Below are 22,631 nucleotides of genomic sequence, written 5' to 3'. Positions count from 1 at the left end.
TCATAGGTAACTATATCAAAAGAAGCTAATTGCTGCATAGAAAATACACTCATCGGATTAATAACCCCGCCCATTGACTGTCTTGATAATTTTATGCAAATCACCACCGTCGCGACTCTCTGCCACTAAAACCGATTTAATTTTCTGGATTAAGGATTGTTCAGCTGCGCGCATATTGACATTGGAAGGGCTGGATTGCTGCGGTTGACCATCAACATGGATACCGCCTAAATTGACATTGATACCGCTTGCTATGGGCTGCATACCGTACATGGGCGTTGAAGACGTGCCCACATATCCACCAGACGCATAGCCCCGCTTGGTTCCATCCATTAGACGATACAGGTTAGCAATACCTAACCGTTGAGTCGCTTCTTTGGTAAATACAAACTCGCCACCGTGAACGATACCTTTCGGGTCATATTTACCTCCAACGCCCACATAACCGCCTGATGAGAAACCAAAAATACTGGCAATCGCGCCTCCAATTCCGCCTGTTTGCCCGCCAAAAGCCCCTTTCATCGCCTTTAAAATGGCCATTTGCGTCATTATCTTCACAATCATCTCAAGTAATGATTTTGTGAAATCAGCAAAATTAGCCTTACCTGTTACCAAAAAATCAGTCAGTGATTGACTCATTCCCTCAAAAGCAAATTGGGTAACATTGGCGACATTGCCATAAGCATCAGTCGCTTGTTGTTCGAAATTTGTAAATCCTCGCTTAATCCCGGCTTCCCAGTTTTTCCGCAATGACTCCTCATTTTTGTACTTCTCATCAATGAGCGTTAGGCCTCGTCCATACTCAGGATTTTCTTGTTCAATCCCTTTACGCGCCATTTCTTCACGATATTTCTTTAGCGCTTGCTCTTTAGCTATTTGAATCTCAGTTTTGCCAATACTCTCCAGCCTAAGTCTGATTTCTTCTTGCAATCCATCATTCGATAACCGCAAGGCATTGAGTTGTTTTTGTTTCTCAATTTTATCGCCTATCTCTGCAGCTTCACGCTTCTCAGAGAGAATCGCCTCTTTTTTTAATAATAACGATTGCTCATCTTCACTCAGTCGGCGTTGGTGTGTGCCACTTTTGGCCTCTTCAAGAATGGCTAACTGGTTTTCTGTTTTAAAAAGTTCTCGACGTTGCTGGCTGATAATCCCAACATATTGACTTTCATCCTGTAACGTTCGTAGTTCTGACTGTAGTGCTCTGTTTCTGGCTTGCGCTTCCTCTTCCCAACGGGTGCCTAAAGACGGGCGGTATGTATCAGCTTTTGAATCTGGACTTGATTTTTCTTTCGCATAACGGGCATTTTCACGCCTTATTGCTTCATCGACTACGGATTTTGAACCGCCTGAATTTCTTATTCTTTCAAGCTCACTTTGATGCTTTTCTTCCGCATTTTCATATTTGCGTTTAAGCGCCTCGTCAACCCTGAACCGTGCTTTTTCTGCCTCTTGAGCCCTTACAACCGCTTGCTTTCTCTGATTTTCAATATCCTGTTGATATTTTTTCTCTTTCAGTAAATCAAGTTCACGCCTTATATCTGTCTCTGTTTTTCCTGAGGCATGATAATAATTTAATCTTGCACCCGGATTTACCTGGAATGCGACTAATTTTTCTTCATATTCGCGTATCTTCTGGTCTAATGTGTGTTCACGACCAATATCTAACATGCTATCCCAGGCGAGTCTTGCTTTATCGTTAACCGCTGCCCAGGCTGACTCAAGATAACCTAAATTCGCTTTTACCTGCTGGGTTCTATTCTTCGTTGCAGTCGCATAGGCTTCCATGGCAACTTTAGCGGCTTCGTGCTTTCTTCCGTGTTCCTCTAATGTCAATATTTGCGCTAATTGTGTTGCTGTCAGAAAATGCAGGCTTTTGTCAAGTTCGTTAATCGCTTTAACTGGGTCATCTTTGATGCGTTGGAACTGTTTTATTGTTTCATCAACAGATTGACCCACCAATTTTTCCATTCTGGCAGCGACATTGGCAATATTATCAATTTCATTGCCAGAAAATGAACCCGACCCCACAACTTTAGTGATTACATCCGCCATTCCCCCTTGTGTGATGCCATTTCCTGACAGCTGTTTGGCCAACCTGTCAAGTTGCCCCGCCGTTTTACCTGCATAACCACCCGTTAAAATAAGATGTTTGTTAAATTCACTAAATTCCTGAGAGCCTTTATAAGCGGCGATGGCAACCGCTGCCGTAACACCTGCCAATCCCCCCATCAACAATCGGGTAGGGGTTAATATTGAGCCTATTGCTTTAAAGGCATTACCCACACCGCCAAACGAATCTTTTATCTGTCCACCTTGCTGAACGAATACCATCCAGGCGGGCATACCAGAAGCCAATGAAGTCACCACATCGGTCATTTGCATCGGTAACATACGCATTGCATGACGATATTGCCCCATCGTTACCGCGCCATTCATAAACGCTTTTTCTTGTGCTTTTACTTTGGCAATCATCGGCGCTGCTTGTTGCGAAATGCCCATCTGCGCCGCTTTCAGTTCAAGAATTTCAGTTCGCGTCTTGCCTATCGTGTCTGATTGCTGTTTTAATGTGTTTAGAAAATTATCCGCGGCTAACTTCGCTCGCTTTGAAGTTTCTTCCTGTGCAAGTAGCGCTCTCCCTTCTGCGGTCAGTGCCAAATTCATCCGACTTAGTTTATCTCTCGATTCCTCCAGTATCGTGTTGTAATCAACAAACTGGTCAAGGGGGAGTAAACCTTTTTGATGTGAAGCGGCGAGCTTTCGGCATGTCTTAATGAGGCCAAGCTGACTTTTTTTAATCCGCCCTCCAGATTTGATGAAGCCTTTTCAACCTTTTCCGCTGTTCCCTGAAAGGATTTTAACTTCTGTTCACCTCTTTCCAAATCCGCCGTGTTGACTTTTAATGAAATCGTGGCGATATCAGTCATTATATTTTCCTTCAAACAACAAAAAATTTAAAGCCTGTGATAAAAATATCCGCCTTATTGGTGCATTATCGCTAAGGCTTTCGCTTCCATCACCCGTATATCATTAAACAAAGTCGTCTTATCACTGTTCAGGTTTAATAAATCAATAACCTGTGGCAGTACACTATAATCCAGCGCTGTTGGCCCATTCACCCCCATTCGCCACTGAGTACGCAGCGCATTAAAGGTAAGATAAGCCGCCCAGACATCTGGCCAGACTTCAACCTCGCTGTCTTCCGGCCTAAAACCAAAGGCGGCTTCAAAGTTGCGGATATCGGTCTCGGTCATGCCGCCATACATGGCCTCAACGACCGCTAGGAGTTTTTTTCGCGTTGGCCTAATAGTTCGCTATCACAAGTTTCGCAATCTCCAAAAAAGAAGTATAAATTTAAAAACAAGAAAAAATCAGGGTGTTCATATTTTGTCGGGTTATCCATGTATTAAAGATATCTATAAAACATTCTTACAAGTAAGCAGTTTAAGATACTCTGGTTTAGCGTTATCAGAAGTAAGCCCATCGCCTTTATCTCATGACACTGTTAGCCGATGGCTAAAAAGTAGATGTTTTAGACCTAAAGACCTATGGCGATTAGTTGAACCTTCTATAGACAAAAAAAGCCCTTGCGTACTAATTGCCGATGATACATTGATTGCCAAAACACGTAGTAAAAAAATAGAGATGGTCCATTATCAATATTCAGGTAATGAACATGAGGTTATTGCTGGCATAGGTTTAGTTAATTTGCTTTGGCATGATCTGACGAAGGTTGAATCAATTCCTATCAATTATCGTATTTATGATAAAGATTCTGATGGACAAACAAAAAACACGCACTTTTCCGAAATGCTCACTCTTGCTAAAAAAAGAGGGATCATGCCAGAAGCCGTAGTGATGGATGCTTGGTATTCTAGCCTGGATAACCTGAAATCAATTCGCTCTCATGGTTGGATCTGGGTAACCACGCTGAGGAAAAATAGGATTGTTAACCATAACAAACAACTGAACAAGTTAGACATCTCAGAAGAAGGAACGTCAATACACTTGCGAGGATATGGTTGGGTAACCGTTTTCAAATTTACAGCCAAAAACGGCCGTATTGATTATATAGTAACAAACAAAGAGAATCCCACCCGTCAATACGTCAAATCTATCATGGATGCCCGTTGGTCTGTTGAAGTTTATCATCGAGAAGTTAAACAAAACTGTGGTATTGAACGCTGTCAGGCTCGCACGAGCCGAGCGCAAAGAAATCATATTTTTCTCGCTATTTCTGCGTGGTTTGAACAACATAAACGTCGTATATCTGAAAAAATAACCCTTTATCAACAAAATTGGGACGTAATCAAAAGTGCTATTACTGAGCAAATCCGTGTTTTATTAGCGTACCCAAATTAGTTTTGTGCGAAACTCGTGGCTATAATACGTTGTACTAATGGCGCTGGCAGCTGAGGGATAGTTGTCAAATAGCAACTTTAAGTTATCAGCGTGATAAGGCGCTTCAATTGCCCAGTCAGCAATAATCTGCCGATAAAATTCATCAATCGGCATCTCTCGCATGGTTTCCAGTTCACTCATGGCTTTATGATTAAAGGTGAAAGTGACCACCTCTGGCTCTTTTTTGCCTGCCACCGGAATGAGGACATTGGCTTTAAACGTTGGCTTGGGTATCAGGGTAAATTTTGCCATGCTGCATCCTTAAACTATACCGTATAGATTTGCATATCAGATTTAAGTGAGAAACGGGCTACCACGTTTTCAACTTCATTGATGGCGGTATTGGGCACGCGCTGGAAAGAGACCGAAGCGGTAAAATAACGATCCTCGCTGGCACGTTTATTGAAAAAACGCATCGTGGTTATTTGCTTGTTGTCATCGAGTTTCATCAATAACTTACGGATGGGTGATTTCGCATCATGTGCAAAGGTATAAACCTGCGTGATGCCATTTTTAAAGGTATCAACCGTTTCTGCCTGCTCATCTTCCAAAAATTGAATTTCCTGCGTTTGTTGCTCACCCCCTTCCGTTGATAAAGTCATGACTTGCGGCATTGCTTCCCATGCTTCCACTTTCTTTAAACTCCCTTTAGCCCCACCATCAGGAAAAACGGTTTTATCGGTGGTATCGATTGATGCCAGTGTAATACGGGTATCAGCTGCTTCTTTCACTTTAAAAGCGCCTGACATTTTCTTCCAGCCACAATCAATTTGGACGATATCGCCCGCTTTAATACTGCCAATCGCGTTGACAGTTAATACCGCCTCTACCGCATTGGTAGCCGCCGTCATTGTTATCTCATCCGCATATTTATTGGCAACATAAACACGCGAACCATTAGAAATATTGTATGCCATTGTCAACGATCACCGAAAACTGATCCACTTTTTAGCTAAATCCGATCAATCAAAATTGATCCACTTTTACTCAGTCATTGCTCCTGAGCGCCGCTTATCTTTCAATCGATAGCTTTCACCGCTTAATTGCAGTACATGCGAATGATGAAGTAAACGATCAAGCATAGCGGCAGTTAATGTTGCGTCATCAGCAAAAGCATTTGGCCATTGCCCAAATGATAAGTTACTCGTCAATATGACACTGCCATGCTCATAACGCTTGGCAATCACATTGAAAAACAGGTTTGCTTCTTCTCGCCCAAACGGCAGGTATCCAATCTCATCGATAATCAACAATTTCAGGGCCATCACCGAACGTGATAGATATTGTTTGAGCTTATTTTGTCGTTTGGCAGTTGAGAGTTGCAACATCAGTTCAGCTGCCGTGGTAAAGCGGGTTTTCTTCTTGGCCTGTACTGCTTTTAATCCTAACCCAATAGCTAAATGCGTTTTGCCTACACCGCTTGGGCCAAGCAACACGACATTTTCATTACGTTCAATAAACGTTAATGCGCTTAATTCCTGTATGTGTTGTTTGGGGATCCCCGTTGCAAACTTAAAATCGAACGTATTAAGTTCTTTATGTGCTGGGAATCCTGCCATCCGACTCAAAAGATTACGGGTTCGTTCATCTCGTTGTTGTTGCTCACATTTTAATAGGCACAGTAAAAACTCTCCGTAGCTTTTGTCTTGGGCAATGCATTGTTCGGCAAGTGATGACCAATGAGTCGGAATAGAATTTAATTTCAATGACTCACACAGGTGTTCAATTTGTTCATGCAATAACATGTTCACCTCCCAGCAATGCTTCGTATACGCTGATTGAGTGTTGCAAACTGACAGATTCAAGGGGCGGTACGATACGGATATTAAGCGTATCAGTCTGCGGGATAGATTGGCAAACCCTTGCTGGTAAGGGTAGAAGATACTTAACTTCCTTAGCTAGTCTATCTGCTGGCTTCTCTAACGTTCACGAGTTTCGCACCAATAAAAAAACGCTCTATTTTTAAGTTTAATTCAGCATAATATGTAAATAGATAAAACCTTATAAATTAAATATAACTTATTGTAAATTAAGTGAATTTATGCATTTCAGTAACTTGCAGATTAATCATTACTTTTAAGCCATTTCTAGAATTTTATAGGCCTGTGCGAAACTCGTGACGTTGTTCCATGAATCCGCTGATGGGCAACGCGTTGTAACCAGGGCCCCACTCTTGCATTAGCTATCTCAATATCCAGTTCAAGATTATGAGCACGAAGGTCGGTATTTAATGGTACGATAAAGCTGTTTTTTAAATAGAGGTTAAAGCGCTCTACTTTCCCTTTAGTTTTTGCCCTGTAGGGCTTGCAAGCACACAATTTAAACCCGTAATCTTTCGACATTTGAAGCATTTCGACATGTAATTTATGTTCACCTTCTGCATAAGCATCCCGTTCGATGATGAGGGATTTTGCGTTATCACACAATATTTCCTGTGGTACACCACCAAAATAGTCGAAAGCTTCTCGTAAACCTTGTTGCCAGGATTCTGCTCGTTCATTATCAAAGAACTTTACATAACTCGCACGCGAATAGCCTAGCGTTGCACCAAACGCTTTTAGTGATTTTTTACCTCGCCGGATGCTGGTGAAGTCGATTTGCATTTGTTGACCTGGCTGTGTTTCAAAACGGACGACAGCTTCGGGAACAATGCTTGGTTTAAATTGACAAACAAATCGGCGTAATTGAGCAATACCGCCTTGATAGCCGCTTTCAACTACTTCATCAAATAAGACTGTTGCAGGGATCCAATCAGGTTTAGCCAGTTCAATTCGCTGAAGCAAATAAGGTTTAAAGGGTGCTAATTTAGTCGGTTGTTGACTTCTTTTAGCATAAGTTGGCATTGTCTGTTGTTGTAAATGATGTTTTACGGTGTTACGGGATATGCCCAATTCACGGGCAATTTTTCGAAGGCTTTGTCCTTGTGCAAAGCGAACATGAATATCCACAAATATCTCCTTGGTTAACATAAATTATCCGTACAAAAATGTGCGAATAATACCAAGTGGATCAGTTTTAGATGATCGTTAGTGGATCAGTTTTGCATGATCGGTGACATGCCATGATAAAACCTCGTTATTGGTGATGCGGCGTGCGATATTTGAAGCCAAAACGTGCGATAAATGGCAGGCTACTTTTGTTTCCATCAGTGCAACGAAATTACACTGTCATTTTTCATCGGAGGCACTTTGGTCTGTTTGAGTGGCACGATCAGCGGGACAATATTTGTAGATGCTGGTCAATGAAATCCCATACAGTAATGCAAGCTGTTTTCTGCTATGACCATTCGCCAATAATTTTTGAGCTTCCTGTTGCTGTGCAAAAGATAGCGACTGAGGTCTGCCGCCAATACGCCCCCTACTTCTTGCCGCTGCCAAACCTGCCTTAGTACGCTCAACAATCAGTTCTCGCTCCATCTGTGCCAACGCACTCATCACATGAAAGAAAAAACGGCCAGCGGACGTAGAGGTATCAATGGCATCCGTCAAACTATGAAAATGAATACCTTCATCTTCCAGTTTGGATATTAAAGTAATCAAATGTTTAATGCTGCGACCCAGTCTATCCAGCTTCCAGACGACTAAGGTGTCACCCGATTTCAGTGCATTTAGCGCGCGTTTTAATCCGGGTCTCTGGTCTGTTTTTCCGCTGATTTTATCCTCAAAAATCTGCTCACAATTTGTACAAATGAGTGATTTTCGCTGTAAATCGGTGTTTTGGTCATTTTTTGACACCCTCATATAGCCTATTTTTGCCATTTTAGCCTCTTATTCTCCCTCTGAAAGCCTTGTCATTGCTGGTTTTGGGCAAAATATTAGCTAAATTCTCTATTTAATAAAACCTTGGTTTGTTAGAAACGGTAGATTGTGCAAAAAATGCACTGGATAAACGAACGGGTGGTAGCGTCAATGGCAACCTCCATGTGACCCAATCTGTGCATATCGGCGATAACGATTCAGGATTACGGGCTAATGGCGATGGCAACGTGGCATTTTATGCTAATAATGCAAAAGTAGCTTCCTGGAATAATGATCGATTGCATTGGTTAAAGAGTGTAGAAATTGATGGAACCATCAATACTCATAGCAATTTGCATATCTCATGGGGCGGCAGAACCGCGGTTTATCAAGAAAATGGTGATGTAACTGGCCCTATTTGGGGCGGGGCGTTAAGCAGCTGGCTTAATATGCAGATTAACAATCGAGGAGCAAAAAATACAGCTCACCTCGCTACGAATGGATGGTGGAAATGTGGTGACAGCGGCCTTATCAGACAATGGGGCATCACACCACCACTCAATGCCGGACAGATTTATACGGTATCTTTACCTTGTCCCGTCCCTCATGCCATTTTCTCGGCAAACGCGACGGTAAAATACAAAGGTATTGCTCCCGAGGGCAATTTAGGTACTTATGTCGAAATAGTCGGAAAATCGTTAATTATCAGTGCAGATTATACCAGAACAGGGATTAAAGCGCCGAGAACATGGGAGCTGGTTTGCTACTAACTCAACATTATCAGGCCGCCCTGACAATGTAGTTAAACGCGACATTTCGCGGGCGGGTTTCGCTACCGCCTGCATTAGACGTTGTTTTGTCAATGAATAGAAAAGAATCATTATCTCCATCCGTAGCACGTGAACCTGTATCTGCATTATACCCTACAGGCATTTTTTCTTTATTGTTTGCGTGGCCTAGTGGACCATCATCTTCAACATAATACCTGTCCCGATAACCATGAGCGTGGCTCTCGAGTGATGCAGTTTCAGACGATAAAACCTTACGCCTAGGATTCACGCCTCGCCCAGCATCCCAGCCACGAATAAACTCACCACGTAAATCAGGGAGTTTTCCTGATGGATAGGCGAGTGCTAAAAGCGGGTATTTTTTCTTATCGAATGGCTCACCGTTGCAGATAAACCAACCGGTCGGCGCTCTTTCAGCAGGCCAAGGCAGGGGAATACCTACCGGGATTTCGACACGCAATACTTCGGGTGTAACAGCATGAACATCTGTGGCAGTTAGCTGCACATCCTGAGTGAGAGTTTTGCCGTTAATTTTACGCTGATTGGGTGTGGCATTTTTAGCCAGATTTACCGTTTCTAACAAACCAAGGTTTTCTAGAAAAAGATTCTTGTCTGGGATGTCGGCCCCATTCTCATTTTTTGCCAACTTTTGGCTCAGAAGTTGGGTCACGCTTTCGGCAAATTTCGGGTTATTACTGATGGCCTGGGCCAGCTTGTTCAACGTATCTAAATCGGAAGGCGCATGGTCGACCACCGCATTCAGCCTGTCATTGACAATTTTTACCGCTTTGGGGGTTGCGGCTTCCGTTTCACTGCTGCTCTGATTGGCATTGCTGAGCTTGACAAAACCTTTTTCACTTACGCTCGCATCCGGGTGGTTTCGGGAGCGTGTATGCGCCCTTAACGCCGCTTCCGCCGCTTTTAATTGCTGCTTTAACCAGGCGGTGCGATTCGCCAGTTCACGCGCGGGCCGGTTGGTAATACCGTCTGGCCCACCCAATACCGGGTCGGAGGTCTCTATCTGGTAGATACCGTCCGCCCATTCGGCCTGTTCTTTTAAATAGCTCATGTCTTTTTTCTCCATCGTGCTTATTCCATCATGGGTGGATTGTTGGTCACAGTGTAGTCTTTTTTCGTGTATGGATTAACTGTTTTTGCATACTTTTAACTGCTGCCATGATTATAGCGCCCATGGTAGGTCGTCTGAGCGTTATAGCGCAGCGGCACTGCCGTATAATCCAGCGCCACCAGTTCGCTCCGCGCCGGCGCAAAGGCCGCCAGCGTCTCGCGCAATTTTGCTGCCTGGTCATTGGTGATCAGCTGGTTAAGAATGACCCGGTACAGTGCCCAGTGAGTCTCGCCATCGGGATACGCGGTGGCCTGTTCAGGTTTAAGGGCTGCTCCCCCTTCGGTTATCGTCACCTCCCCAAATCCCAGCGCCCGTATCATGGCACGAATCGACCAGGGGGTGCCCTTATAGCGATGCAGCGTGATGGCCGATTTCAGCATCGCCCGGCGCGCATCATCCGATTCTGCCAGAGACCAGCCATTGACCCCGGTTAACGCCAGCTGCTCTGCCAGCCAGGGCAAGGCCGACGCCTCGGTCATATCCAGCAGATAAACCAGCAGCGGCGTCAGGTCAATCTGCTGCAACCGCGCGGCCTGTGCCGCCAGCGCCTGAAAATGGCTCTCTGCCGCCAGCAGCGGCGGTAACAGGCTGTTATCGGTCATCGCCGCTCTCCGTGCCCAGGGTCAACTGAATGTCGCTACAATGCGCCCATTGCTGCGCGGCCAGTACCGTCGGCTCAAGGGTAGTGAAACTCGTGAGCTGCACCCGGTAAACGCCGGGGACCGAGAGTGCCGCGATAATCTGGCTGGGCACAATATCCCGACCCAGCTGTTTAGCCTGGCTTGCCGCATACTGCTCAGCGGCCTGCCGCGCCTGTTTCAGTACCGGCTCGCCCGGCTGGCTGGCATAACAGGTCAGTTGCGCACTAATCGTATAGTCAACCTTTTCAGGGGTCAGCACCTGCACTGTATCATTCAGCGGGCGCACCCGCTCTTCCGAGCACAGGGCCGTCACCAGGCTGAGCACCGTCTTGTCCGGCAGCCCGCTGGTCAGCAGCGGATATAGATTGACCGTGCCGGGTTTCGGGCGGGTCACCGCCACATCACAAATCCCCGGATGGGCACTCATGGCATGAAAACGGTACGCTTCACGGGAACCGGCGGTACTGAAGGACGCCGGAGCCAGACGGATACGGTTGCGTAGATGCTCATCATCCTCCGCGTCTGAGCCGCCTTCGCTTGGCGTGGTATTGGTGACCTGAATATCCCCGTCATCGATGGCCTCCATCAGGGTGCTGATTTGCGCCGGTTGCCAACCGTTACCCTTTGTTCCCGCCTCGCTGCAGGTCGCACTCACCGTCACCGTGGATGCCGTCGGCGTCAGCCTGACTTCGCTGTCGGTGGTAAATAGCAGGCTGTCCGTGGCGCTGAGCCGTGTGCCGGCTGGTATCGGTATCGTCACCGAGGGCGGGGCCGCCAGTGAAAATTCCACCGTGGTGCGTGCCCGTTGAGCCGGTAGACGGTAAACGCCGACCAGCTCGGCCAGATAATCCAGCATTGGCGCACGGGCAAAGGCCACCAGGTTTTGTTCGGCGGCGGATTGAATGGCACTGCGCACCAGGGTTTCCCGGTAGGCGAACAGGTCAATCAATAGCCGCTCAGCCTGCGCCGGCCACAGGGTCTTGCCGCTGGCCGCTTCATAGTCCGTGATCATCTCGCGGGTAATGGTCTGCGCATCCGCTGCAATAAAAACCGGCTTCTCGAGGGTTAACGCCATGCCACCTCCGTTTGTGCGTTGACCTGACTGCCCGGCAGTCGCCAGCGCAGCAGGAGATTCACCCGCTCACCCTGCGCATTAAGCCGCACCTGATGTAATTCGCATCGGGGCTCCCAGCGCCTGATGGCCTCCACCGTTTCCCGTACCACATGCGGCAAGGCCCGCTCAACCGGCATATCCAGATAGCGATGCAGGTCACTGCCAAAATCCGGTCGATGCGGGTCGCTGCCTTTTGGGGTGCCTAAAATCAGTCGCAGGCACTGCTGAATATCTTCGACGCCACTGACCCGCTCACCCGATGCATGCAGCGCGGGTTGCCAGTCTGCGGCGCTGAGGACGGTCATTGTGTTCATCAAACGCGTTCCTCCCTCACTTATAACGGCTTGCCGGTGGGTTTACCGTCATGCCCGTTGCTATGTTGATGCTCTTGCAGCGACACCCGACCTGCCTGGATATCGCCGCTGGCCTGGAGCGTGCCGTCAATGATGGCTGTCGCGCCACTGCCGCCCGAACCGCTCATGCCGCCCTGGTACGTCAGTTGCTTTTGCACCGTCAGGTTGCCCGTCGCGACCGTATCGGGTGCATCCAAAAACAGGGTTTTACTTGCCTTCACCGTCGCATTTTGCGTTTGAATCAGCACCGTGGTCTGGGTGGTCAGCGTCAGGGCCTGTATCTCGCCCCCGATAGCCATCGCGTGGTTTTTGCGGTCATACTCGACAAAAGTCCCGTCGGCAAAATCCACCCGACGTTTATCGCGGTTTGCCACCGTGGGGGGGTCTACCTCGGAATACACCGCCCCTAACACCACGCCGTCATCACCGTCAGCATCCAGCAGCAGACTCACCTGTTCACCTAAATCCGGTAGCCCGTAATCCTTGTTATCCTGGGTGTTGCGTTGCAATACCGGCAACCAGGCGGTGCGCAGGTTATCACAGGTCGGCAGCCGTACCCGTACCCGGACGTTTTGCTCATCAATCTGGCTGATGGTACCGAACATCAATTGCAGTGCTTTCATGGTGGCTTTTCTCCGATTGTCATCTCTTTTTCACTCAGCGGCCCCACGCTGCCATCGGCTTTCACCCCCATCACCGGTGGGGTCGCCGACTGATCCGCGCGAATCGTTTTCCTGTTCATGCGCGCCATCGGCCCCTGGCCCAAGGTGAGTTCACAGGTGTACCCGCTTTGGCGCGACAGGGCATGGCGGACTTCGGTGATAAGCCACACCCCGGACAGGCGACCAAAATCGGCCAGGCGCACGGTTAACCCGGCTTGATACGCCGTATTGCCCGCCAGCGCTACCGTCGCCACCCGTTGATATTCATTATGCCGGTTCAGCCCCGCACACACCTTGGCAGTCGCTTCTTCCCGGCTCCGTGCCCGGCTGTGCAGTCTTAAGGTATCGGCGCTGGTTGAACGTCCCTGTTTTTGAGGCGCCGTTTCTCGCGCCACGTCGCCTATCGTGCCATCGGCCTTGATACCGACCGTGACCAGTTGTTTGCGCTGGCTGTCCTGGTATTTCACCTTGCCCTGCTGGTAGATACGGTTAAGCGTATCGCGCAGGCTGTAATGACTGACGGCTTGCGGGGTAATGACGTTAACTGGCGAGGCTTCTCGCAATCTGATGCGCTCAGAAAAAATCAGCCTGCTCGGCGTGACTTTAACGATATAGCCGTACTCCTCCGCCAGCCGGCGCAAAAAAGCCAGGTCGGTTTCATGTTGCTGCGTGACCCTGTCAAGGGGCAGCGGCGCAATCAGCCCTTCCAGTGTCAGGTGGTGTTTTTGGGCAATCCGCCGGGCGATGGCCGCCAGGCTGGTCTGCTCAAACGCCCGGTAGCTCCGGGTTCGCAGCGCGGTGGTCACCGAAGCGGATAACCCACGCAGCGACACCGTATCCGGCGGGCCACTAAGCTCTATTTCATCAATCGAAAAGGTGCCACAGGGACGTAATGGCGCGCCGACCCTGCCGAGCGCCAATGAGAGCGTGTCGCCTTTACCCGGATACCAGGCCCCACGCCAGCGCCCGGCGCTGTCTTCCAGTTCGACCGTCAGCTCATCAGACTGGCCACTGAGCTGATCGGTAAAGCGGATCCCGAGCACGTCCGGGGTGATATCGTGCGTGATGTCCTTTTGGCCATAATGCAGGGTCCAGGTCGGGGCCGGTACCGCCTGCTGTCGTTGTGTCATTAACGCAACCATGGCGGTGTCTCCTCAACGCTGTCCTGTGCGTTAATCAACGGGATAGCCAGGGTGATGCCGGCAGGCAACACCGGTGTAATGGGGATATCAGGATTGGCGGCAATGATCCGCACATAGCCCAATGCGTCACCGTAATAGTAGGCGGCCAGCGTATCCCAGCGCTCGCCCTCACGGGTAATATGCTGCCAGACACCTGGCTTATGTTCTTCTTCCTGTTGGCTTGCAAACATCGTCCTGTTCTCCTTTAGCGGCGCGTCACCAGATGGCTCGTCAGACGGCTCAGCAGCGGGGTGACGTCGTTCCAGGTACTGAGGGCACCGCCCACCTGACCGGCCACCGTATCCAGTGCACCGGGCAGTGCCTGGCCGGTACCGGGGGTCAGAGCACTGAGCGTGTTTTTCGCCTGGCTGGCCGTGGTCGCCACCTTGCCCGCCGCTCGGGTCAGCTGACTGGCCGCAGGAAAATGGGCTTCCAGGCCGGCCAACAACGGCTGCGCCTGTATCAACGGGGTGGCCACCTCACCTAAGCTAGTAATGACCCCAGGGAGGCGCGTTAACGCCGCGACCGGATCCGTTTTCATCTGGCGCACCACCCGGATCGCCTGTGAGGCCGTGGCCAGTGCCGACTGCGCCTGACGGGCCAGACCCACCGCCCGCGATAGCGGTGTACCGGTGGCTATTGCCCGGGTTAGCCCGGCGGCTTTTCTGTTCAGTGTCGTGGCCATCGCCGGCGGCTTAAGTGGTTGGCGCAGATCGCCGGTAAATTCACGCAGACTGATATCGACCTCCAGGCATTGGGCGATACCGTCGGCATGCGCCAACACCGTACGACCGGTAAGCGTGGTGATCACAAAATGCCCCAGGTACTCGCCATTGCCGAGCACAAACGCCAGTGCCTGGTGGGCACGACAGGCGGCCTGTAGCCGTTGCCATTGCGCGGTCGGTTGACAGTACTGCTGATGAAACCGCACGCTTAAACTGTATTCATCGCACTTGTCGCCGACCCACTGCAGACCCGGTTTACGGCCAATGCGCGCCTGCTCGGCAAACTCACCGCCAAGGATGGCTTCCAGCGCGGTAAAGCCGGTCTGTAACTGCACTTCAATCTCACCGAGTATCGCCAGCATCAGTGAAAGGCCCGCCGTTGTTGTTGGTGCATCAGCTGCGCCAGGCGTTTTTCCAGCTCACGCACACTGATAGCCAATGCATCACGCAACGCCGCCGGGGTCGTCTGCGACTGACCGTTCATCACAATCTGCGGCGCAAAGGTGATCTGCATGCCTGAAAAAGCCTTCCCCTGACCGGCAGGGGAGATCGGGGTATCAGGCCAGTGGGGCACACGCGGGGACGGCGGTTGCATCAGCGGCATCAGGCCGCCGACGGCGCGTTCTAACGCGGGCGTGGTGCGGGTAATGCCCAGCACCGCCCCCTGCACAATATTGTCCCCCAATCCGGCGAAAACACGAGAAGGGCTGAGGATCCCCAGCGTTTCCTTAAACCAGCCCGACACACTGTCACCAAAATGGACAATCGCCTCTTTGGCGGCGGTTAAACGACTCTTGATCCCGTTGACCAGACCCTCAATCAGCTGGCGACCCGCATCGGTAAAATGGGCGGGCAGTTCAACATGGAAATAGCTCATCACCCCGGCAAAGGCTTTATAGAACAGACCCACTGGCGACCAGTTAAGGATAAGTGCCCCAACGCCCGCAATACCGCCGGAAAACGCCTGTTTCACCTCGGCCCAACGGGCCTGAAAGAAAGCGCTTATCGGCGTCCAGTAGCGGACAATCAGGTAAGCGCCGGCGGCAATCGCGGTGATAGTCAGGCCGATAGGGGTAAACATCAGTGCCCGCCCCAGCCACAGCAGTGCGTGTCCGGCGAGGCGCAGGCCCGTCACCAGTCCGCCGGCCAACACCTTACCTAATCGTCCCGCACTGCCCGCGAAGCGGCTTAAGCGCCCACCCATGCCAAAGGCGGTGCTGAGTAATAACCAACCGGTACGCAGCCGGGTAAACCCGCCCCACAGCAGGCGTATCGGCGAACCCAGCAGATTGAACGCCAACCTTGTGGCCAACAATCCCCCCTTAAACAACAGGAGCGCGCCCACCGTTTTAGCCATACCACTGACCAGCTGGGGGTGGGTTTTGACCCAGGCATTGGCGGCGTTCACATAAGGGAGTACCGTGGCGGCTAAATTCTCTACCGCTGGTTTTAGTGCATCACCGAGACTCAGCGACAAATCCTGACTGGCAATGCCTAACTTTTTCATCTGTTCAATGGGGGATTCAAGCCGTTTTTTATAGTCACTGCCTAATACATCCTTGTCCGCGGCCGCCAGGGCCTGGGCGCGGATTTGCCGGTACTTGTCCATATTGGCCAGCATCGGACGCACAAAGGCCATCACCTGCATATCGGCAAACAGTTCACCTAAGCCAAAGTTCTGCTGCAGGGCCAGTAACGCTTTATCGCGGGCGGTATCGTCCTGCAGCGCCATCGCTGATTTAAATTGCGCCAGCGCCTCGGGACTCTTTTGCGCCAGATAGGTTTGCAGGGTATTCATCATCCCTTCAATCGGCGAAATCCCGTGCGCTTTTTGCTGCATGAGTGATTTTTCAATATCGATACCGACATCACCAAAACGTTTTTTAGTTTCAGGGGCGTACAGTTTTTCCAGAAAGTTATTGAAATTGTTCGCCGCTTTATCGGTGCTACCGGCACCCATTTTGGCTACCTGCAAGGCAGCGACCATCTCGGCCACCGCCGCTTTACCCTGGGCTATGTTGGCCATTTGTGGTGCCAGCTCCGGCAACCACTTCACCTGGTCAGCGATTTCAAATGACCCAGCCTTACCCCCTTGCGCCATGATGTTCTGTACCACAGCAAAATCTTTCGCGGCAATGCCCAACCACTGCTGGGTGGTCACCGCCGCCTGTGCCCACAGTTCAGCGGAGGTGCGGGTGGCGGTTGCGCCGCGGGCGATGTGTGGCAGGTAGGCGCGAATAGCGTCCAGGCTGTCAATGTTATTGCCAATAAGCGCACGGGTGGCGGCCTGTAAATCATCCTGCGTCTGGTTGTATTGCTGGCTCCAGGCGCGGATATCTTTACCCAGCGCCGCCTGGGTGGCACCGTCGTAACCGGCGGTGATACCCATATCGACCAGATTGTCCTGAAAGGTCATCGACTGCTTGACAGACGGCGCGACCGCGCCCACCGCTGCCGCCGTGGTGGCCCCTAACGCCAGTCCTTGCCCCATCAGGGCCTGTCGTTGTTGCCCGGCAATCTGACTGGCCATCATAGTGTGATGCAAACGGCGATGCTGTTGCTCGAGACGGGAAAGTGTCTGACCCACCCGACCCAGCTCGCTATTAAGGTTACGCGCAGCCTGACCGCCCAACTGACCGTAGCGGGTCATTGCCTGGGTCAGTTGTTGCTGACGAGTCTGCAGACGACGGGTGGTGTCCCCTAACAGATTGAGGCTACGTCGGGAGTCACCCATCGCCGAGCGAAAGGCACTGGCCACCGCCCCCTTAATCACCACCCCAATCGAAAATGTGTTGGCCACCGAGTCACCTGCCTGTGTTACGTCTGATTAACGGTTAAGTACTTGTCCCGCGTTGCCCGTGCTCCTGCCGGATTTGGGCGGCGGCTTCCTGTAAATAGTCCTCAAATTCCACCACGGTCAGCGCATCCAGCTCACTCGGCTGCCAACGGAACCATCTCGCCAACAGGGCCTGCGCCTGACGCAGCGCCTTCGGCGAGTGCATCCAGCCCCGCAAACTGGCGAAAGTGGTCTTGCAACTGCTGATAATCCACCAAATCCATATTGTCGATATCTTCCGGTATCAGGCCGGTCATACGGGCAATCAACAGACTGTCCCAGTCATTGGCGTTTTCACTTAAGCGGCGTACCGCCTTGATGTCACTGACCTTGAGCCGGTTTAAGCTGACCTGGGTTAGCCTTTCACCACTGCCCAGGGCATAAGGGTATTGCAAGGTGTAATGTAAAGACGGTGTCATGAGGGTTATTCCTTACCTGTTACTGTCAAGCGCCCAGATTGGCGCGATAATCGGTGAGCATATCTTCACCGTTGATTTTAAAAATATTGGCGATCACATCCAGCTCCAGCAGCACCTGGCCATCCATCACCTGCTTGATATAGCTGCAGGTAAAACTGCTGCTCATCTCCGGCACCTCATGCTGCTTAAAGCTGCCCAGACTATTTTTGCTGAACATCACCGTCATAAACACCGCGACGGGTAATTCATCCTGGCGACCCTGTGCCGGGTTATAGCGCTGCAGGCTACCGCGACATTGCAGCGGATACGCCTTGAAGGGATTGGCGGTACGCAGCGCCACTTCTTCATACAGGCTGGTCCAGTGAATCTCCCCTTCCAGCTTGTCAAACCCCGCCGGTAACTGAATTTTGCCTATCATCCCCAGCGCCTGATGCTCCTGCTGCACCACGTTGATTTCCGGTAGCTTGATTTCTTTTTCCCGACCTATCAGGCTATTGCCGTCCAGGTAGACGTTGGCATTGGTCATAAAATGCAGTGCATTGCCCGCCATCATCTCCTCCTTATCGTTATCTTATTGACCCTGTGCGTCACGCTCATGTGGAAACCCCACTTTTCAGGAAGGTGAGATAGTCATTAGTGATTTCCGTCTCAAAGGTCAGGTGCTCCATCGGCGGCGGTGGGGTGTATTTGTAATTCAGTTTCAACTGCCCCAGACTGAGCGCATCCTTGGTGTTCTTCGCCGGGTCATACCAGCAGTGAAAACCCAGCAGCGCCCCATCGGCAATCAACCTCCGACCATAGCCATTCACGGATTCGGTCAGCGCATCAATCAGCCCCTGATTAATGGGGCGATCAATATATTGCAGACTGAAATGGCGGATAGATTCATTAATCATATCCCCGGTGCGCCGCACATTTTCAAAATTCTTCAGATGCGTCACGGTCGGCCAGGCCGCGGTGCGATTGCCCCACAGGCGTAATCCGCTACCAAAGCGGTTAAACACCGTGGTAATGCCGTTCTGGTTAAGCAGATTGACCTCGCTATTGGCATCATCAATGCGCGCACTTAACGGGCGCTCAATCCCGACAATGCCCATCAATTCCTGATTGGAAGACGACCACCAGAACCCTTTTTCCCGGTCAATTTTTGCCCGCAGGCCCGCCGCGCGCGCTGAGAGCGGCTCCAGACGATTCTGATTCGTCGCCTTGTCATAGACCTTGACCTGCGGATAACACAGGCGTACCCGGTCAGAGGCGGTATTAAAATTAATGGTGCCTTGTGGCCCGCGTCCGGCTATCGCCTGGGCAAACGTATAGAGAAGTAATTTATTTGATACTCGTGGGAATATCCGGGAATTGGCGGGAACTCATGGGATTTCTTGAGGTTAGAAGCGATTTTCTGATTTGATACCGATGCTTAAAAAATAAGCAATTGTTTACCTGTAAGTAAAATATTTGATACCGCTACAAACAAGCTTTAATGCCCTTTAAATTGCATTTATAAGACAGTTTTACTGGGCCAAGGCTTATTTCATGCTCTGACCCTGATGTTAGCATCAATGTGATCTATTTCTGAAATGGTTTCTCCGGCACTGATTTCAATTTTGGATAAAATCTCTCTAAGCTGTTCTTCTGACATGGATTCTAACCGTAAAGCTATTCGTTTTCTATCTCCTTTTAGTTCTAGAAGTGCTTGATTTTCTGTATCAAGTAGGTGAAAAACTGTCTCAAGTCCTTTACGAGCAAGAATCTCGAATAATCTTAACTTTTCTTGATCCGTCAGAAGCGATAAAAGCTCAAAAAGCTTCCGTTCGGCATCTCCATTTGAAACCAACTTATTGGGTTCTTGGGTTTTTTTGTCGGATTCATAAATGTCGCCTTCACCATTAAGAAGCCAATTGAGAGAAACGCCTTCGTGCTCGGCTATCTTCAATAACTGGCTTCGTCTAGGGCTTGGCTTTAAGTGTCTTCTTTTATAATAATTTTTTAATGTACTAACATTAATCCCCCAAGCCCTTGCGGCTTCACTTCTAGATGAATATCTATCAACCAATTGAAAAATTCTCTCGATTACCGGTTCTTTTTCGGGTTCAAGAAAAGTACGACTAGGTTTTTTTGTCATCACCAGCACCTGCAACTTATTGCATTGATTTATAAAAAGAAATAAATAAAACCATTAAAACCACAAAGAAACCTTGAATTGGTTTCTTTTGGTTCTTATACTTTACCTGTACGCATAACTTTTCAGTTATTCATGCGGATAACTTTTTAGGATAGACGAATGATGAGCAAAAAAGAAGACATGTGTGCTGATTGGCACCCTGAGATCATTAAAGCGGAGATCCATAAGCGAGGGTTGTCGTTTCGCTTACTGTCCTTGCAAGCCGGTTACAGCAAGGATTCGCTCAAAACGGTTTTACGCACGCCCTGTAAGACTTATCAGAAGATTATTGCCCAAGCGTTGGGGGTCGAACCGGAAACCATTTGGCCCAGCCGTTACAAGATTAAAAGTTACATACGTAAGGCATCATAATTATGTTTGTTGTTGCTAAAGAACTTATTGGCGTAATGGGTCTCCCTAAAACTACTAAAGGCATTAGAGAGATATTGGCGCGTTTAACGAAAAATACGCCCGATTTGGTACGTAAACGTCCCGGCACCAAGGCTTACGAGTACCACATAGATTGCTTACCGGCGGAAGCACAATGTGCGATCCGTGAGCGTCATCTTCAACAACTGATGATCGCCGCGCCGGTGGATGCTGCTGCCAAACAACCCACTGTATCAAAGGTCAGCACCGATCCGGAGAAGCTTGGCAAGCTGGAAGTTTATCGCCGTTGCCCTGCATTGCTTGGCAATAAATTAGCCGACCTGACGGATAAACAACGTCAGATTGCCGATGCACGCATGTTATTGGTGCAACATATCCTCACCATAGGCCAACAGCCCCGTTATAGCTGCGCCCAGGCCATCCGCTTTATCGTCCAGCAGGCGAAAACCGGCCAGTTGCCCGAGAGCATCGCGCAAGCGGCACAGGTGGCCAATGCCAAGAAGGGCAAAAGCCGTCAGCTCAGTGAAATCACCCTTAAGCGCTGGCTGGCCGACTACAGAAAGGCCACTACCCCCGCCGAACGTCTGATAGTGCTGGCACCGGGTAAGCGTGAAGTCGTTAAGCCGGAGCAAATCGCCTGGTTACATGACTATCTGGCGCACTATCGCAAGCCAAACGGGTGCAGCATGAAAGAGGCCTATGTAGATTTTTGCGCCGAGTGGCAACAACGCTATGCCGATGAGCCGCTGATGTTGGCCGCGCAGCCGTCCTATGATGCGGTGCTGTATGCGATGGATAAACTCCCCGAAATCGTCAAACAGCGCGGGCGCAAAACCGGCAGCGAATATCGCCAGCTGGAAGGGTTTGTCCGCCGCGACTGGAGCAGTTTACCGGTTAACTACGTCTGGATTGGAGACGGTCACGGCATGAAGATGAAAGTCGCCCATCCCGACCACGGTCAACCTTTTTCGCCGGAAGTGACCTTTATTCTCGATGGCAGCTGCCGCTATATCACCGGCTGGAGCCTCTCGCTCTCTGAAAACGTGATTGCCGTCACCGATGCCCTACGTTATGGCATTGCCACTCACGGCAAGCCGTTTCTCTACTACTCAGATAACGGCAGTGGGGAAACCAATCTCACCCTGGATGCAGACGTGACCGGTATTCTGCGGCGGCTCGAGATTGACCACCCGACCGGTATTGCCGGCAATCCCCAGGGGCGCGGCATTATTGAACGCCTTAACCGTACCTTGCCCATGTACATTGCCCGCCGCTTTGCCACTTATTACGGTACCGGCGCTGACCGGGAAACCGTGCGCAAGACTGGCAAGGCGCTTAAATCCGCCTTAAATGCCCAGGCAAAGGGCCATGCACTGACCGTCGCCCAGCAGAGCACGCTACGCAAGCTGCCTTCCTGGGAGAGGCTGATTGATGAAATCAAGGCCGGGGTCGAGTGGTACAACGCCCGTCCGCACAGTGAATTACCCAAACGCCCCGATGGCCAGCATTACAGTCCGGCCGAGTTTCGCCGCTGGAAGCTGGAAAACGAAGCCACCGAGCTGGAATGGCTGACACAGTTTGAACTGCGTGACCTGTTTATGCCACAGACCGAGCGCACGGTCAGGCGCTGTGAAATCCGTTTCCTTAACAATATTTATTATGCCGCCAAACTGGCCGATGAGCACGACCGCAAGGTGCTGGTGAGTTACGACATTCACGATGGCAGCAAGGTTATCGTGCGCCGTATGGACGGTACTTACCTGTGTGAAGCCTTGTGGGACGGCAATAAACAGCTGGCCTTCCCGGTAACGGCGGAATACCACAACCGGCAGCAACGTATCAAAGGGATGCGTAAGCGGGGTGAGGAGAAAGTGGCGCTTGCTGAGGCAGAAAACACCCTGACGTTGCCGGGTGAGAAAGTGAATGACCTCGAGTTACCGGTCAATGTTTATCGGCAATTGGGGAATACCGCATTAAAAGCTGAGGTTGAAGAACAGAGCGACCTTGATACGGAAGCGGCACTACAGCGGGGTTTGGCATTACTGGAAGCCCAGCAGATTGACCCGCTGTTGTAAAAAAGCCATCTGGTCGGCA

General features: G+C 50.2%; 25 protein-coding genes and 1 pseudogene. 4 read left to right on the top strand and 22 right to left on the bottom strand.

Annotation, left to right across the window (positions count from 1 at the left end):
* Positions 1-57: 57 nt before the first annotated feature.
* From V3224_RS07235 to V3224_RS07225, 3 genes are read right to left on the bottom strand one after another with little or no spacing between them, the layout of a single operon-like run.
* Positions 58-2,664, bottom strand: coding sequence for a phage tail tape measure protein (locus tag V3224_RS07235; RefSeq protein ID WP_334469558.1), 2,607 nt, complete (start codon positions 2,662-2,664; stop codon positions 58-60).
* A gap of 5 nt (positions 2,665-2,669) precedes the next feature.
* Positions 2,670-2,927, bottom strand: coding sequence for a hypothetical protein (locus tag V3224_RS07230; RefSeq protein WP_334469556.1), 258 nt, complete (start codon positions 2,925-2,927; stop codon positions 2,670-2,672).
* A 54-nt stretch (positions 2,928-2,981) separates the two neighbouring features.
* On the bottom strand, positions 2,982-3,254 hold the full coding sequence (locus tag V3224_RS07225; protein ID WP_334469555.1) for a DUF1799 domain-containing protein: 273 nt from the start codon (positions 3,252-3,254) through the stop codon (positions 2,982-2,984).
* Between the two features lie 133 nt (positions 3,255-3,387).
* On the opposite strand from V3224_RS07225, the gene V3224_RS07220 reads away from it, so the two are divergent.
* Positions 3,388-4,362, top strand: coding sequence for an IS701 family transposase (locus tag V3224_RS07220; protein ID WP_334469553.1), 975 nt, complete (start codon positions 3,388-3,390; stop codon positions 4,360-4,362).
* On the opposite strand, the gene V3224_RS07215 is transcribed toward V3224_RS07220, so the two are convergent.
* The 5 genes from V3224_RS07215 to V3224_RS07195 form a co-directional block, all read right to left on the bottom strand.
* A complete protein-coding gene (locus V3224_RS07215) occupies positions 4,345-4,653 on the bottom strand; it encodes a phage tail assembly chaperone (RefSeq protein ID WP_334469551.1) in 309 nt (102 codons plus the stop codon). The two genes, V3224_RS07220 and V3224_RS07215, sit on opposite strands and share 18 nt — an antisense overlap.
* Before the next feature lie 14 nt (positions 4,654-4,667).
* On the bottom strand, positions 4,668-5,318 hold the full coding sequence (locus tag V3224_RS07210) for a phage tail tube protein (protein WP_334469550.1): 651 nt from the start codon (positions 5,316-5,318) through the stop codon (positions 4,668-4,670).
* 66 nt (positions 5,319-5,384) lie between these two features.
* On the bottom strand, positions 5,385-6,146 hold the full coding sequence (gene istB, locus V3224_RS07205) for an IS21-like element helper ATPase IstB (RefSeq protein ID WP_334469549.1): 762 nt from the start codon (positions 6,144-6,146) through the stop codon (positions 5,385-5,387).
* Between the two features lie 342 nt (positions 6,147-6,488).
* On the bottom strand, positions 6,489-7,370 hold the full coding sequence (istA, locus tag V3224_RS07200) for an IS21 family transposase (protein WP_334469547.1): 882 nt from the start codon (positions 7,368-7,370) through the stop codon (positions 6,489-6,491).
* Between the two features lie 198 nt (positions 7,371-7,568).
* Positions 7,569-8,159 (bottom strand): recombinase family protein, encoded by a 591-nt coding sequence (locus V3224_RS07195; RefSeq protein WP_334469545.1) that lies wholly within the window; start codon positions 8,157-8,159, stop codon positions 7,569-7,571.
* Between the two features lie 89 nt (positions 8,160-8,248).
* Here V3224_RS07195 and V3224_RS07190 point away from each other — a divergent pair, with 89 nt between their 5' ends.
* Positions 8,249-8,908 carry a gp53-like domain-containing protein gene (locus V3224_RS07190; protein ID WP_334469543.1) on the top strand — a complete coding sequence of 220 codons (660 nt, stop codon included), beginning with the start codon at positions 8,249-8,251 and terminating at the stop codon, positions 8,906-8,908.
* A gap of 10 nt (positions 8,909-8,918) precedes the next feature.
* On the opposite strand, the gene V3224_RS07185 is transcribed toward V3224_RS07190, so the two are convergent.
* The 14 genes and pseudogenes from V3224_RS07185 to V3224_RS07120 all read right to left on the bottom strand — a co-directional run bounded on the left by V3224_RS07185 (position 8,919) and on the right by V3224_RS07120 (position 20,108).
* Complete coding sequence (locus V3224_RS07185; protein ID WP_334469541.1) at positions 8,919-9,995, bottom strand: tail fiber protein; 1,077 nt, start codon at positions 9,993-9,995, stop codon at positions 8,919-8,921.
* Between the two features lie 95 nt (positions 9,996-10,090).
* The gene (locus V3224_RS07180) at positions 10,091-10,657 is read right to left on the bottom strand and encodes a phage tail protein I (RefSeq protein WP_334469172.1); all 567 of its coding nucleotides are present in this window, start codon (positions 10,655-10,657) and stop codon (positions 10,091-10,093) included.
* Positions 10,647-11,771, bottom strand: a complete 1,125-nt coding sequence (locus V3224_RS07175; RefSeq protein ID WP_334469174.1) for a baseplate assembly protein — start codon at positions 11,769-11,771, stop codon at positions 10,647-10,649. The genes V3224_RS07180 and V3224_RS07175 overlap by 11 nt, the downstream gene beginning before the upstream one ends.
* A complete protein-coding gene (locus V3224_RS07170) occupies positions 11,762-12,124 on the bottom strand; it encodes a GPW/gp25 family protein (RefSeq protein ID WP_334469176.1) in 363 nt (120 codons plus the stop codon). Before V3224_RS07170 ends, V3224_RS07175 begins: the two co-directional genes overlap by 10 nt.
* Before the next feature lie 20 nt (positions 12,125-12,144).
* Positions 12,145-12,786 carry a phage baseplate assembly protein V gene (locus tag V3224_RS07165; protein WP_334469539.1) on the bottom strand — a complete coding sequence of 214 codons (642 nt, stop codon included), beginning with the start codon at positions 12,784-12,786 and terminating at the stop codon, positions 12,145-12,147.
* Positions 12,783-13,967 (bottom strand): phage late control D family protein, encoded by a 1,185-nt coding sequence (locus tag V3224_RS07160; RefSeq protein ID WP_334469178.1) that lies wholly within the window; start codon positions 13,965-13,967, stop codon positions 12,783-12,785. The genes V3224_RS07165 and V3224_RS07160 overlap by 4 nt, the downstream gene beginning before the upstream one ends.
* A complete protein-coding gene (locus tag V3224_RS07155) occupies positions 13,955-14,197 on the bottom strand; it encodes a tail protein X (protein ID WP_334469180.1) in 243 nt (80 codons plus the stop codon). The genes V3224_RS07160 and V3224_RS07155 overlap by 13 nt, the downstream gene beginning before the upstream one ends.
* A gap of 14 nt (positions 14,198-14,211) precedes the next feature.
* A complete protein-coding gene (locus V3224_RS07150; RefSeq protein ID WP_334469182.1) occupies positions 14,212-15,093 on the bottom strand; it encodes a phage tail protein in 882 nt (293 codons plus the stop codon).
* A complete protein-coding gene (locus tag V3224_RS07145) occupies positions 15,093-17,531 on the bottom strand; it encodes a phage tail tape measure protein (RefSeq protein WP_334469537.1) in 2,439 nt (812 codons plus the stop codon). The genes V3224_RS07150 and V3224_RS07145 overlap by 1 nt, the downstream gene beginning before the upstream one ends.
* A gap of 34 nt (positions 17,532-17,565) precedes the next feature.
* Positions 17,566-17,694 (bottom strand): hypothetical protein, encoded by a 129-nt coding sequence (locus V3224_RS07140; protein WP_334470379.1) that lies wholly within the window; start codon positions 17,692-17,694, stop codon positions 17,566-17,568.
* Entirely contained in the window at positions 17,663-17,986 is a 324-nt protein-coding gene (locus tag V3224_RS07135) for a phage tail assembly protein (protein ID WP_334469186.1), read from the bottom strand. Before V3224_RS07135 ends, V3224_RS07140 begins: the two co-directional genes overlap by 32 nt.
* 25 nt (positions 17,987-18,011) lie before the next feature.
* Complete coding sequence (locus V3224_RS07130; protein WP_334469187.1) at positions 18,012-18,536, bottom strand: phage major tail tube protein; 525 nt, start codon at positions 18,534-18,536, stop codon at positions 18,012-18,014.
* A 43-nt stretch (positions 18,537-18,579) separates the two neighbouring features.
* Positions 18,580-19,299: pseudogene (locus tag V3224_RS07125) on the bottom strand (phage tail sheath family protein); the annotation flags it as partial.
* Positions 19,300-19,517: 218 nt separating this feature from the next.
* Positions 19,518-20,108, bottom strand: coding sequence for a helix-turn-helix domain-containing protein (locus V3224_RS07120; RefSeq protein ID WP_334469535.1), 591 nt, complete (start codon positions 20,106-20,108; stop codon positions 19,518-19,520).
* Between the two features lie 159 nt (positions 20,109-20,267).
* On the opposite strand from V3224_RS07120, the gene V3224_RS07115 reads away from it, so the two are divergent.
* Together V3224_RS07115 and V3224_RS07110 are read left to right on the top strand one after the other, a co-directional pair.
* Complete coding sequence (locus V3224_RS07115) at positions 20,268-20,519, top strand: helix-turn-helix domain-containing protein (RefSeq protein WP_442889993.1); 252 nt, start codon at positions 20,268-20,270, stop codon at positions 20,517-20,519.
* Positions 20,520-20,521: 2 nt separating this feature from the next.
* A complete protein-coding gene (locus V3224_RS07110; protein ID WP_334469533.1) occupies positions 20,522-22,612 on the top strand; it encodes a Mu transposase C-terminal domain-containing protein in 2,091 nt (696 codons plus the stop codon).
* Positions 22,613-22,631 lie beyond the last annotated feature (19 nt).

The organism is Arsenophonus sp. PmNCSU2021_1 (genome assembly GCF_036919435.1).
In the GTDB taxonomy this organism is placed as follows: Bacteria; Pseudomonadota; Gammaproteobacteria; order Enterobacterales; family Enterobacteriaceae; genus Arsenophonus; species Arsenophonus nilaparvatae.
This window is presented reverse-complemented; position numbering and strand designations above follow the sequence as displayed.

Coding starts and splice junctions, on each gene's coding strand:
- V3224_RS07235 (WP_334469558.1), bottom strand. CDS start 2,664: ATGAATTTGGCACTGACCGCAGAAGGGAGAGCGCTACTTGCACAGGAA.
- V3224_RS07230 (WP_334469556.1), bottom strand. CDS start 2,927: ATGACTGATATCGCCACGATTTCATTAAAAGTCAACACGGCGGATTTG.
- V3224_RS07225 (WP_334469555.1), bottom strand. CDS start 3,254: ATGACCGAGACCGATATCCGCAACTTTGAAGCCGCCTTTGGTTTTAGG.
- V3224_RS07215 (WP_334469551.1), bottom strand. CDS start 4,653: ATGGCAAAATTTACCCTGATACCCAAGCCAACGTTTAAAGCCAATGTC.
- V3224_RS07210 (WP_334469550.1), bottom strand. CDS start 5,318: ATGGCATACAATATTTCTAATGGTTCGCGTGTTTATGTTGCCAATAAA.
- istB (WP_334469549.1), bottom strand. CDS start 6,146: ATGTTATTGCATGAACAAATTGAACACCTGTGTGAGTCATTGAAATTA.
- istA (WP_334469547.1), bottom strand. CDS start 7,370: ATGTTAACCAAGGAGATATTTGTGGATATTCATGTTCGCTTTGCACAA.
- V3224_RS07195 (WP_334469545.1), bottom strand. CDS start 8,159: ATGGCAAAAATAGGCTATATGAGGGTGTCAAAAAATGACCAAAACACC.
- V3224_RS07185 (WP_334469541.1), bottom strand. CDS start 9,995: ATGAGCTATTTAAAAGAACAGGCCGAATGGGCGGACGGTATCTACCAG.
- V3224_RS07180 (WP_334469172.1), bottom strand. CDS start 10,657: ATGACCGATAACAGCCTGTTACCGCCGCTGCTGGCGGCAGAGAGCCAT.
- V3224_RS07175 (WP_334469174.1), bottom strand. CDS start 11,771: ATGGCGTTAACCCTCGAGAAGCCGGTTTTTATTGCAGCGGATGCGCAG.
- V3224_RS07170 (WP_334469176.1), bottom strand. CDS start 12,124: ATGAACACAATGACCGTCCTCAGCGCCGCAGACTGGCAACCCGCGCTG.
- V3224_RS07165 (WP_334469539.1), bottom strand. CDS start 12,786: ATGAAAGCACTGCAATTGATGTTCGGTACCATCAGCCAGATTGATGAG.
- V3224_RS07160 (WP_334469178.1), bottom strand. CDS start 13,967: ATGGTTGCGTTAATGACACAACGACAGCAGGCGGTACCGGCCCCGACC.
- V3224_RS07155 (WP_334469180.1), bottom strand. CDS start 14,197: ATGTTTGCAAGCCAACAGGAAGAAGAACATAAGCCAGGTGTCTGGCAG.
- V3224_RS07150 (WP_334469182.1), bottom strand. CDS start 15,093: ATGCTGGCGATACTCGGTGAGATTGAAGTGCAGTTACAGACCGGCTTT.
- V3224_RS07135 (WP_334469186.1), bottom strand. CDS start 17,986: ATGACACCGTCTTTACATTACACCTTGCAATACCCTTATGCCCTGGGC.
- V3224_RS07130 (WP_334469187.1), bottom strand. CDS start 18,536: ATGGCGGGCAATGCACTGCATTTTATGACCAATGCCAACGTCTACCTG.
- V3224_RS07120 (WP_334469535.1), bottom strand. CDS start 20,108: ATGACAAAAAAACCTAGTCGTACTTTTCTTGAACCCGAAAAAGAACCG.
- V3224_RS07115 (WP_442889993.1), top strand. CDS start 20,268: ATGATGAGCAAAAAAGAAGACATGTGTGCTGATTGGCACCCTGAGATC.
- V3224_RS07110 (WP_334469533.1), top strand. CDS start 20,522: ATGTTTGTTGTTGCTAAAGAACTTATTGGCGTAATGGGTCTCCCTAAA.